The following is an 11,147-nucleotide window of genomic DNA, read 5'->3' on the forward strand; positions in this document are numbered from 1 at the left end:
GGGCCTTATCCTTTCAAGACGTTCTCAGCCGCGGCAATCGCCGCCTCGGCATTCTCCGCCGAAGCGCCGCCGCCCTGCGCCATGTCGGGACGGCCACCGCCGCCCTTACCGCCCAGCTCGGCCACCGCCGCTTTCACCATGTCGACCGCCGAGAGGCGATCTGTCAAATCCTTCGTCACACCGCCCGCGACTGCGGCCTTGCCGCCGGTGTCGGCGATCAACAAAACCGCGCCCGAGCCGAGCTTGGCCTTATGTTCATCCACCAGACCCGGCAGGTCTTTGCCCGTGATACCGCTCAGCACTTGGCCTACGAATTTTACGCCGTTCACCTCGCGCGCTTCGGGCGCAGACGCGCCCCCGCCCGACATCGCCAATTCACGACGCAGCTGCGCCACTTCGTTGGTCAAGCTGCGACGTTCGTCCAACAATGCACGCACCCGTTCCGGCACGTCACTGGACGAGGTTTTCAACTCCGCCGCGACCCGGCTCAGCGCCGCTTCCTGCTCGCGCAGCCATGCCAAAGCCTCGGTCCCGGTCAGCGCTTCGATCCGGCGGACGCCCGCGCTGCTCGCGCTGTCTCCCAAAAGGACGAAGGCGCCGATATCACCCGTTTGCCGCACATGAGTGCCGCCGCAAAGCTCCAGCGAATAGGTCGACTTGTCGCTGCCCTTGCCGGACCCTTCCAACTGCCCCATCGAGACGACACGCACCTCGTCGCCGTATTTCTCACCAAAGAGCGCCTGCGCCCCCATGGCGCGCGCATCGTCTGGCGTCATGATCCGCGTCTCAACCGGCGTGTTCTGGCGAATGTAATCATTCACCTCACGCTCGACTTGGCTCAACTCTTCCTGCGTCAACCCCTTGGCATGGGAGAAGTCAAACCGCAGACGATCATGCGCATTCAGCGAACCGCGCTGCGAGACATGATCCCCAAGCGCGTTGCGCAGGGCCTCGTGCAACAGGTGCGTGGCCGAGTGGTTGGCGCGGATGGCACTGCGCCGCAAACGATCCACCTCAAGAACAGCGGTCTGCCCCGGCTTCACCTCGCCTTCGACCACATGGCCGAAATGCACGAAAACGCCCGCCGATTTCCGCGTATCGGTCACGTTCACAATACCGGTCTGCGTCCGGATCACGCCGGTGTCGCCAACCTGCCCGCCGCTTTCGGCATAAAACGGAGTCTGGTTCAGCGCGACCTGCACATCGCTGCCTACTGCGGCGGCTTCGACCTGATCACTGCCCTGCACCAAGGCGACGATCTGCCCCTCAGCACTTTCGGTGTCATAGCCCAGAAACTCTGTCACGCCGCTTTTGTCGGCCACATCGAACCAAACGGTAGCATCCGCAGCCTCGCCGGAGCCGGCCCAGGCCGCACGGGCCTTGGCCTTCTGCGCTGCCATGGCGGTGTCGAACCCCTCGGTATCGACCGCACGGCCCTTCTCGCGCAGCGCATCCTGCGTCAGATCAAGCGGGAAGCCATATGTGTCATAAAGTTTAAACGCCGCCTCCCCCGGCAGGGTCGCCCCCTCGGGCAAACCGCTCAACTCATCATCCAGCAGCTTCAAACCGCGATCCAACGTTTGGCGGAAACGGGTTTCCTCCAACAGCAAAGTCTCACGGATAAGCGATTGCGCCTGTCCCAACTCAGGGTAAGCCGCGCCCATCTGCTGCACCAAGGATGGTACCAGCTGATGCATTAAGGGATCCTTAACGCCGAGCAGATGCGCATGGCGCATGGCGCGCCGCATGATCCGGCGCAGCACATATCCGCGGCCTTCGTTGGAGGGCATCACCCCATCGGCAATCAGGAAGGAGGTCGAACGCAGGTGATCCGCGATCACCCGGTGATGGGTCTTGCCGGGCCCGTCGGGATCGGTCGAAGACGCATGGGCGCTCGCCTCGATCAGGTTGCGCATGAGGTCGGTGGCATAGTTGTCATTCGTGCCCTGCAACAGCGCCGCCACCCGTTCGATCCCCATCCCGGTATCGATCGACTGGTTGGGCAGCGGCTGGCGGGTGCCGTCTTCGAACTGCTCGTATTGCATGAAAACGAGGTTCCAGATCTCGACGAAACGGTCACCGTCTTCCTCGGGCGATCCCGGAGGGCCGCCCCAAATGTGATCGCCGTGATCGTAGAAAATCTCGGTACAGGGCCCGCAGGGGCCGGTGGGGCCAGCGGACCAGAAGTTATCATCCGTCGCGATGCGAATGATGCGCTCATCCGGCAGGCCGGTATGGGCCTTCCAGATTTTAACCGCTTCTTCATCGGTATGGTACACTGTGACCAAAAGGCGGTTCGGGTCGATGCCGAACTCCTCGGTCAGCAGGTCCCAAGCAAAGGGGATCGCTTCGGCCTTGAAGTAGTCGCCGAAGCTGAAGTTGCCGAGCATTTCGAAAAACGTGTGATGCCGCGCGGTATAGCCGACATTATCGAGGTCATTGTGCTTGCCGCCCGCCCGCACACATTTCTGCGCCGATGTGGCACGGCTGTAATCGCGCGTCTCGACCCCGGTGAAGAGGTTCTTGAACTGGACCATGCCGGCCGCAGTGAACATCAATGTCGGGTCGTTGCGCGGCACCAGCGGGCTGGAGGGCACGATCTGATGCCCCTGCGCATCGAAATAATTCAGAAAAGTTGAGCGAATTTCATTCAGCGTCTTCATGGCGAGGCCTTCCGGGGCAGATTTGATCGGTCCCAAATACCCCTCAGTCCCGGCGCTGTCCACCGTTCCTGCCCATGAAAAAGGGGCGCAGCCTTTGGCCACGCCCCTTCTTAAATTCAAATTGTCAAAGCAGTTCAAGCTTCGAGAATATCCGCGTCGTCACCGCCGGAGCCTTCGAAGTCCAACCCGTGGGCCGCGCGGATCTTATCTTCGATCTCCGACGCCATAGCAGTGTTCTGTTTCAGGAAGTTCTTTGCGTTCTCACGCCCCTGCCCGATCCGTTCATCCCCGTAGCTGAACCATGAGCCGGATTTATCAACCACACCGGCCTTCACCCCAAGGTCCAGCAACTCCCCCATTTTGGAGATGCCTTCACCATACATGATATCGAATTCGACCTGTTTGAAAGGCGGCGCCACCTTGTTCTTGACGATCTTAACCTTCGTTGCGTTGCCCACGACTTCGTCCCGGTCCTTCAGGGCGCCGATCCGGCGGATGTCGAGACGGACGGAGGAGTAGAATTTCAGCGCGTTACCGCCGGTGGTGGTCTCCGGAGAGCCGAACATCACGCCGATCTTCATCCGGATTTGGTTGATAAAGATAACCATACAATTGGACCGGCTGATCGACCCGGTGAGCTTGCGCATTGCTTGGCTCATCAAACGGGCCTGAACGCCAACATTGCTGTCGCCCATCTCACCTTCAAGCTCGGATTTCGGCGTCAGGGCCGCGACGGAGTCGACGATTACCATATTGACCGCGCCAGAGCGTACCAGCGTATCGGTGATCTCAAGCGCCTGTTCACCCGTGTCGGGCTGGGAAATCAACAGCTCGTCAATGTCCACGCCAAGCTTTTTCGCATATTGCGGATCAAGGGCATGTTCCGCGTCGACAAAGGCGCAAACGCCCCCTGCTTTCTGCTGCTCTGCCACGCAATGCAGGGTCAGCGTTGTCTTACCCGAGGATTCCGGGCCATAAATCTCAATGATACGCCCCATCGGCAAGCCGCCGATGCCAAGCGCGATATCAAGGCCAAGCGAGCCTGTGGAGCTGGCTTTGATATCCTGGATCGCCCCTTCGGCCCCCAGTTTCATGATCGACCCTTTGCCGAACTGACGTTCGATCTGGGCCAGCGCGCTGTCGAGCGCCTTTTGCTTTTCTGCGGTTTTCTTGCTGTCCATCGTCAAAAGATCTGCCGTTGCCATTAGGTTCATTCCTTAGTGTCACAGTGGCGCCCCGGCGGCAATCGCCTGCGCGCTGCGTCGCTTATGTTCTTCTAATGTTCCATATGAGGGTAAATGCGGAACATTTCAATGACTTTGTTTATCCTTTATGTTTTGGCGAGAATGGTAAAGAAATGGTTTACCCAAACCAGAAAGGGCCGCCTGCAGCCCAAGGTAAGACGCAATTGATTGTTTTTTTTAAAGAACGGCTGGCTTTTCTGTCGGTCCCAAAGACCGGAACCACGGCCTATGAAAAAGCACTGGCGCCGCGGGCGGACATGGTGATTTCCGATCCGCCCATGCTGAAGCATGCGCCTGTTTATCGCTATAATCGTTTTATTCGACCAATGTTTCTAAAAGTTTGCGATGCCGAGCTTGAGCTGATGGCGGTGATGCGCGAACCGATCTCTTGGCTGGGCAGTTGGTATCGCTATCGGCAGCGCCCCTTCATGAAGGGCAAGCCGAACAACACTTTCGGGATCACTTTCGACGAATTCGTCCTCGCCTATATGAAGGGCGACAAGCCGGGCTTCGCCGATGTGGGGAGCCAGCTGAAGTTCATGGAGACCCAACCGAACGGCACCGGGATCACTCACCATTTCCGCTATGAAGATCAGACGCGGCTCCGTCGCTTTTTGGAAGAGCGGCTCGACGTGACGCTGACCTTGGGGCAGGAGAATGTCTCTCCCAAGATGGAGCTGGCGCTTTCCCCGAATGTGGAGAAACGCTTTCGCCGTAAGTTCGCGGCGGAGTTTGAGCTTTACGAGTCGATTACATAACCCTGCCCCAGGTGATGCTTAATGTAGCTGATTGTGGACCGTTGTGGTCAGGTCGGTGAGAGAGAAAGGTTTCGGCAGGAAGACAGAATTCGGAATTTTCGACTGTTCTTGACCGAAGTTATCTTCCGCATAGCCCGAAACGAAAACAACCCGCACATCCGGGCGTTGTTTGAGCGCTTGGCGCACCCAACTTGGGCCATCCATGCCGGGCATAACGACGTCTGTTACGAATACATCGATATCCAACTCCTTATCTTCGAGCATCTTCAACGCGGCTTCGGCGGATTCGGCCTCCAGCACCGTGTAGCCGCGGAGCCGTAATGCGCGGCTTGCGAAGGCCCGCACGGGTGCTTCATCCTCCACCAGAAGGATCACCCCGTCGGACCGCTGAAGCGCGCTTTGATCCGGCGATGCCGGGGGCTTTTTCGCAACCGAAGTGGGCTGGCCCTCCAGCACGGGGAAGTAAAGAGTAAAACATGTGCCCCGCCCCAACTCACTGTCGATAAAGATGAATCCGCCCGTTTGTTTGACGATGCCGTAGGCCGTGGAGAGGCCCAGGCCAGTGCCCTCGCCGGTTCGTTTGGTGGTGAAAAATGGCTCGAAGACTTTTTGCAGCTTATCCTTCGGAATGCCCGTGCCATCGTCATGCACCTGCACCGTGACGTAGCGGCCTGCTGGCACGCTGACCCGATCTCTTTCAAGCGGTTGGTCGAGGCTCGTCACCTCGGTCACGATACGGATCTCGCCCCCGGCGGGCATGGCATCGCGGGCGTTGACGACGAGGTTCATCAAAACCTGCTCCAACTGGCGTTTATCCGCGCGGATTGGCGCAAGTACCGGGTCATGGCTAAGGGTCAGCGTTACTTTTTCGCCGACCAGTCGGTTCAGCAAATGCGTGAGATCGGCGAGGGTATCGCGCATGTCGAGCGTCTCTGGCCGGAGGGTTTGTTTGCGCGAGAAAGCGAGGAGTTGCCCCACAAGCGCGGCCGCCCGATTGGCGTTTTGGTTGATCTGGACCAGATCGCTGAAATCCGGGTCACCCTGATCATGCCGCAGCAAGAGGAGGTCACAATGCCCGGAAATCGCCGTCAGCAGGTTGTTGAAATCATGCGCGACGCCCCCGGCCAACTGCCCGATGGCCTGCATTTTCTGGCTCTGCACGAATTGTGCCTCAAGCGATTTGAGCTCGGTCGCGTCCTGCAGCACCGCGATGAGTGCCGCCTCGCCGCCCTCGGATATGCGGTTGAGAGAGACCTGAACAAAGACCTCCTGATCCGTTCGGGTAAGCCTGAGAAATTCAGACTTCTGAACCAGCCGCCCCGCAAGACTGTCTTGCAGCCAATCCGAGATCGAGCGACCGAGCCCCTCCATCAGATGCGAAAGATGGGTGTCGCGCCGCAGCGATACGCCGAGCAGCTTCCCCGCCATACGGTTGAAGGCCAATACCGTTCCATCGGGGCGCAGTTTGATCATCGGCACGGGGAGGTCTTGAAACGTTTCCCAGCCTAATTCATTAGGAGAGGCCGCCCCTTCGGGCGGCGGCAGAAGATAGAGCGCGCGGCGGTTCGCGCCGGCCTCAACCACGGCCACCAGTACCTGCCGGTTTCCCTCTGCGGTGGCGATTTCGGTCACGGCTCCGGGGGTTAGTGGTAGGGAATTAAACAATCGGTCCAGTGACTTCACCCGCTCCCCAACCAGTATGCGCGCCGCTTCATTCATGAAAAGGATCGTGCCGCCGCGGCCCTGCATGACCATTGGCAAGGCCATGCTTTCGTGCGTACTGCGGGGGCTCTCGCGGGTGGCAACGCTTTCAATCCGCCAAAGCAGGCGGTCAGCTGATAACTGGTGCACCGATAGGCGCATGGGGCCGGACCGGGTGATCACCTCTTCCCGTGCGTTGCCGCTGGCGGTGGCGCGTGATTGCAGACGGTAGAGAAGGCCCACGGGATTGGCGAAATGCGCTCGTAAGGCCTGCGCGAGGGATTCTTCGCCGACCTTGCCGAACTGCTTCAGAGCCGCCTCGTTGCGGTAAATGACTTGCCGATCGGAGGTAGCGATGAAACTGGGTGCGGCGTCTTTTGCGATGAAGTCCGCGACTCCATCCGCGCTGACCCGAATCCGGCCCCTATCCCATAGAAGAAAGACGATGTAACCAGTTGAAATAAAACCCAATGTGGCCGCCGAGGCAGCAAGGGCAAGCTGCAACGTCGCATCAGTGCTGCGCATCGCAAGCGCGCCAGCGGCAAGAGCCATCACCACAAGCAGCCAAAGCCGCCTGAGGCCCGCCTGCCCCCCAATCCCTGAATGCCCAACGCCCTGCTGCACGCACATCCCCTAACAACCGAATCATACGACTATTACGTGCGACAGAGGTTAAGCAGGCTTTAACCGAAATCGGTTTGCACGCATTGGTTGATTATGGGTAAATTTACTCGCGCGTCAACTGTGCTGAGAAGAAACCGTCGCCATCGGGGGTTACGTCATAGCGATCCATGCGGGCGACTCGCCACTCGGGATGGCGGGCCAGTAAAGCCTCGACCCGCGCTTCGTTCTCCTCCCGCAACAGGGAGCAAGTGGCATAAGCCAAGACGCCGTCGCGTGCGGTAAGTCCTGCTGCGGTATCGAGAATCTGGTCCTGAATGGTGGTCAGTTCGTTCAAGCGCTCAGGGGTCAGGGTCCATTTCCCCTCCGCCGCGCGGCGCCATGCGCCCGAGCCGGAACAGGGCGCATCGCAGAGGACGAGATCATAGGGCGCGCCCGCTTTGGCCTCTTCTGTATCGGCTAGGGAAATCGCGACGCCCGCGCGATCGGCGCGGGGGGACAGGTCGCTCATTCTGCGGGGGTCTATGTCGTGTGCCGTGATCTCGCGCGCGGGGTCCATGGCCAGCGCAAGCGCTTTGCCGCCGCCGCCGGCGCAGTAGTCGAGCACCCGGCCCCCCGAAGGCAGAGCGGCGACGACAGCTTGGCTCGCTGCGTCTTGCAATTCGACGTAACCGTCGGTGAAGGCGGCGGAATTTCGGATGCGGCGCGCGCCTTCGGTCACGGTCAGCGCGGCTTTGGCAAGCGGGTTTGCGCGGGTTTGGACGCCCTCTTCGGCCAGCAGTTCTTGCGCGGCGGGCACGGCGATCCGCGCGGTGTTGACCCGCAGGCAGATCGGCCCGCGCTCTTGAAGCGCGAGGGCCGCGGCATCCGCATTCTCCCCGAGCGCCGTATCGAACAGGGGGAGCAGCCAATCGGGCAGGTTCAGCCGCGTCGCGCGGTCATCCGGCGCCGGCGGGAAAGCCCGTTCAGCCTCGGACAGCGGCGCGGGCGCATGGCCCGCCCCTGAGAAAAGCGCGTCAAGGTCGCCCCCCTGCCCGTGCAGCACACCGATCATCAGCGCGCGGCCCGTCTCCCCTCTGCCGTAATGTGCCGCGCTGCGTTTCTGGCGCAGCACGTCGAACACATGATCGCGCACGGCGGCACGGTCTTTGGAGCCCGCGAAACGGCTCTGACGCGCCCATCGGGTCAGCGCCTGTTCGGCGGCCAGCCCCCCGGCAATTGCGTCCAATACTTCTATCGCAGCGGATACGCGCGCGCCGGGGATCATGGCATCTTCCTTTTGCAAAGAACGGCCCTCGGGCCGTTGCTTTATGGGTTAACCGATACGGTAATTCGGGCTTTCGCGGGTGATCTGCACGTCATGCATGTGGTTATCGTTTGACTGATGCGCTTTGAAATCGTTCAATTTTTCCATCAAACTGCATCAGTAAGCATCAGTCTTTCCTTGTCATTTCGCAGGTCTACACTCGTATATGGCTGAATGGAAGGCCACCATTCTTTCTCCAATACCTCTGCTACTTCAAGAACAGGCCCGAGCTTTCGGCGTTTATAGATGTCTGTCATTGGGCTGCCGAACTCGAACAGTTGGCGCCGAGTTCTGGATGAGATTTCGAAATGCCCCATTACAGCAGAGATCGCGGCATCGCTCACTCTCTCGTCGAGCCAATCGGCGAAGGTGCGACGGATAGAATACCAATTTGCACGAGTATCTCCGGAGGTTTGATGCTTATCGATTTCGGATCTTTCAACAAGTCTCTGAATCATTTGCGTCCAGTTCCTTGCGCCCTCGGCGATCGGCTTGTTCTTCTCATGCAGAAGATAGCCGTCGCCATGCTGTTCGAGCAGTCTCTGTAAAATACGAGACATCGGCCCGGTGATCGGCACGATTGGCCTTCGCTTGTTGTTGTCTATGCTGCCGTCTCCGAGAAGATCTATGACGCCAAGATCAAGGCGAACTTGCGCCCCTGTTAAATTAGCAACAGCACCGATCCTGCCGGCGCACCCAACGACAAGCAGTAGTAGATCTCGCACGTGCGGCCGCCGGCAAGCTTCGATCAGAGCTCCGATCTCTTCGGAGCTGACGTACCGCCCTTTTGGATCTCGGTCTTCAGGCGCTGTCACACCAGTAATGAATGGGATTTTTGGCGGATTATGAGCTGTAGCACCATCAGATTTTGCAAGCGCACACGCCTCCGCCGCACTCCCGACTATGTCTGAGATAGTATTGGGATGCAGTCTCGGCTTTCCATCTTTCGTGAGTGTCTTCAGCTTTGACTTGGTATTATCAGGCCGAATGGTGCCCTCTTCCATGCCATTCACGAGGGCCCGCAATGCCGGCCCCATTTTCGACATCCGGACCGTCCAGAGGTGCGGCTTGAAATACAGCTCACGACGGTTTTCAAGAAGTCTGAAACGCTCCTTTGCAAGCCTCTTACGCTTATCTTGCTCGAAGCCCAGCCAGATTTCTCCAAAAGTTGGGTCATCCCCGCTGTCCGGTCTAATTGCTTCACTACGATCAACAAGCACCTTCATGCGTTCCCGTGCAAGTTTGCGGGCTTGCTCGACTGTTTTTGCCTGAAGACGCTCTGACTCCGTCTTCCTCGAGTGGGAGTTCCACCATCTCAAATAGATAGCGCCCCGGTTCTCGGCGATCGTAAACCGCCCTACCTTATCGATTTTTTTCATGCATCAGTTACCCGTGAGTTACTCACAGGATAGTTTATGCATCAGTTGAACAGCAAGTCCAAAGTGTCATAATCCGGCGTCACGCGCGCTCGATATTTGGGCTTGGGTGCTGGCGGAGGCGCCTTAATCGCTGGCGTGCGTCTGGCCGCAAGGTAGGTATCCAAGTCAGCGCGAAGGTATCGGATGCCGCCGTCACGAATGAACGCTATCTGACCGTCACGACGCCGACGCTGAAGCGTCTTCGTGCTGAGCCGCAGATACTTGGCGGCTTCCTGTTCTGTCATGACATCGTTCATGATCAGAATAGTCGGACCGTTTAAAAATACAGCGTTGCAATCGTGATAATTATTTCAGGTTTGAAATATGTCGTGATTAAAATATCTGAAGTTGCTCACTCAAAATGTGCCAGATCAGCAACCCCGCGCCGACCAAACATAGGAATTGATTGATAAAAAAGATGGGGTGTGCGTATCTTCTTCTGAATTTTTTCATGCCAAAATCTTTCTCAGGCTCTCGTCTGTGTTTTTGCGTTGGCTCATCTTGAAATCGCGATATTCTTGAAGGATCTCTTCCATCCCAACCATCTCGTGTCTGAACTGACCGTTCCGAGCGTTGCGGAAAAGCACCAAACCGGCATCTTCGACACCCATCAACCTGGCTGGGTGCTTGAGAGTTGGAATGGTCAAATTTGTTTGTCTGAGCCCATCTCCACGGCGAGTGTTCCTCACTGCATACTCATGAGTGTGAGCTGTTATTGATGACATCCCAGCAACAGCGAAGTGCCGGTCAATCGCCATTCCAGTTGGCTTCTTTTTATGAATGAGGTGAGAGAACACAATTCCTGCGGCGATAGCGTTTTGCAAGTATTCCGACACCTCATAACCATGGGCTCGGTAGATCTTTCGGACCGTCTCAACACTCATCATCTTTTTAAGGCTGTGATGCTTCTTGACTGCACGACTTAGGAAGTCGGTGTGATTACCCAAACAAACAAGTTTGTAGGGGGTATATTGACGTTCTTTATGACCTGCCCGTGCGTGCCTCTCATTATCTTTTTCGATGATGCCCCACATAGCGGCAAGACTATCTTTACCCACTTGGATCTCGTCAAATATATCGTGATCAGGTTCCGGAGCATCGGTGCCCATAAGAGATGAACCGCGATTGGTATTAAGTCCTGGCAAATCGAAGCGATCATCAAGATCGATAACGACGCTGGGCTTATTTTTTAGCATAAAAACGCCAACCGCAGTATCTACATCCTTTTGCGACTGTGGCTCTTTCGGATGGCCGTGCCTATCGCCCATCGCAACGCCCAGATCTATCTCCTCAATCCCTGTCAGAAAAGGCTTCATTGGAGCCCCCTTTTTTTATTTCTTTCGAGGGACATAGGTAAAATGTTGATTGTCACTGAGAACTGACCCGGTATTTTCACCGAGATTTGACCCACCCTCAGTTATGCGTCGTGGTTTATG

General features: G+C 57.7%; 8 protein-coding genes. 1 reads left to right on the forward strand and 7 read right to left on the reverse strand.

Annotated elements, in window-relative coordinates; all coding sequences use genetic code 11:
- Nucleotides 1-5: 5 nt before the first annotated feature.
- Nucleotides 6-2,663 carry an alanine--tRNA ligase gene (gene alaS / locus ACGYLA_RS03135; protein WP_394430227.1) on the reverse strand — a complete coding sequence of 886 codons (2,658 nt, stop codon included), beginning with the start codon at nucleotides 2,661-2,663 and terminating at the stop codon, nucleotides 6-8.
- Nucleotides 2,664-2,797: 134 nt separating this feature from the next.
- The gene (gene recA / locus ACGYLA_RS03140; RefSeq protein ID WP_067261794.1) at nucleotides 2,798-3,868 is read right to left on the reverse strand and encodes a recombinase RecA; all 1,071 of its coding nucleotides are present in this window, start codon (nucleotides 3,866-3,868) and stop codon (nucleotides 2,798-2,800) included.
- A 203-nt stretch (nucleotides 3,869-4,071) separates the two neighbouring features.
- On the opposite strand from recA, the gene ACGYLA_RS03145 reads away from it, so the two are divergent.
- Nucleotides 4,072-4,665 (forward strand): gamma-glutamyl kinase, encoded by a 594-nt coding sequence (locus tag ACGYLA_RS03145; protein ID WP_271693818.1) that lies wholly within the window; start codon nucleotides 4,072-4,074, stop codon nucleotides 4,663-4,665.
- 18 nt (nucleotides 4,666-4,683) lie between these two features.
- On the opposite strand, the gene ACGYLA_RS03150 is transcribed toward ACGYLA_RS03145, so the two are convergent.
- The 5 genes from ACGYLA_RS03150 to ACGYLA_RS03170 all read right to left on the reverse strand — a co-directional run bounded on the left by ACGYLA_RS03150 (nucleotide 4,684) and on the right by ACGYLA_RS03170 (nucleotide 11,027).
- The gene (locus ACGYLA_RS03150) at nucleotides 4,684-6,891 is read right to left on the reverse strand and encodes an ATP-binding protein (protein ID WP_394430257.1); all 2,208 of its coding nucleotides are present in this window, start codon (nucleotides 6,889-6,891) and stop codon (nucleotides 4,684-4,686) included.
- 202 nt (nucleotides 6,892-7,093) lie between these two features.
- Nucleotides 7,094-8,254, reverse strand: coding sequence for an RsmB/NOP family class I SAM-dependent RNA methyltransferase (locus ACGYLA_RS03155; RefSeq protein ID WP_394430229.1), 1,161 nt, complete (start codon nucleotides 8,252-8,254; stop codon nucleotides 7,094-7,096).
- 146 nt (nucleotides 8,255-8,400) lie between these two features.
- Nucleotides 8,401-9,672, reverse strand: a complete 1,272-nt coding sequence (gene xerC / locus ACGYLA_RS03160) for a tyrosine recombinase XerC (RefSeq protein ID WP_394430231.1) — start codon at nucleotides 9,670-9,672, stop codon at nucleotides 8,401-8,403.
- 41 nt (nucleotides 9,673-9,713) lie between these two features.
- The gene (locus tag ACGYLA_RS03165) at nucleotides 9,714-9,956 is read right to left on the reverse strand and encodes a helix-turn-helix domain-containing protein (RefSeq protein WP_394430233.1); all 243 of its coding nucleotides are present in this window, start codon (nucleotides 9,954-9,956) and stop codon (nucleotides 9,714-9,716) included.
- Nucleotides 9,957-10,160: 204 nt separating this feature from the next.
- Nucleotides 10,161-11,027 (reverse strand): hypothetical protein, encoded by an 867-nt coding sequence (locus tag ACGYLA_RS03170; protein WP_394430235.1) that lies wholly within the window; start codon nucleotides 11,025-11,027, stop codon nucleotides 10,161-10,163.
- Nucleotides 11,028-11,147: the final 120 nt, after the last annotated feature.

It is taken from the genome of Sulfitobacter sp. 1A13679 (assembly GCF_043557115.1).
GTDB lineage: Bacteria > Pseudomonadota > Alphaproteobacteria > Rhodobacterales > Rhodobacteraceae > Sulfitobacter > Sulfitobacter faviae.

Bases quoted from the DNA above. Each gene is read 5' to 3' on its own strand.
- ACGYLA_RS03165 (WP_394430233.1), bottom strand. From the start codon at position 9,956: ATGACAGAACAGGAAGCCGCCAAGTATCTGCGGCTCAGCACGAAGACG.
- alaS (WP_394430227.1), bottom strand. From the start codon at position 2,663: ATGAAGACGCTGAATGAAATTCGCTCAACTTTTCTGAATTATTTCGAT.
- xerC (WP_394430231.1), bottom strand. From the start codon at position 9,672: ATGAAAAAAATCGATAAGGTAGGGCGGTTTACGATCGCCGAGAACCGG.
- ACGYLA_RS03170 (WP_394430235.1), bottom strand. From the start codon at position 11,027: ATGAAGCCTTTTCTGACAGGGATTGAGGAGATAGATCTGGGCGTTGCG.
- recA (WP_067261794.1), bottom strand. From the start codon at position 3,868: ATGGCAACGGCAGATCTTTTGACGATGGACAGCAAGAAAACCGCAGAA.
- ACGYLA_RS03155 (WP_394430229.1), bottom strand. From the start codon at position 8,254: ATGATCCCCGGCGCGCGCGTATCCGCTGCGATAGAAGTATTGGACGCA.
- ACGYLA_RS03150 (WP_394430257.1), bottom strand. From the start codon at position 6,891: ATGCGCAGCACTGATGCGACGTTGCAGCTTGCCCTTGCTGCCTCGGCG.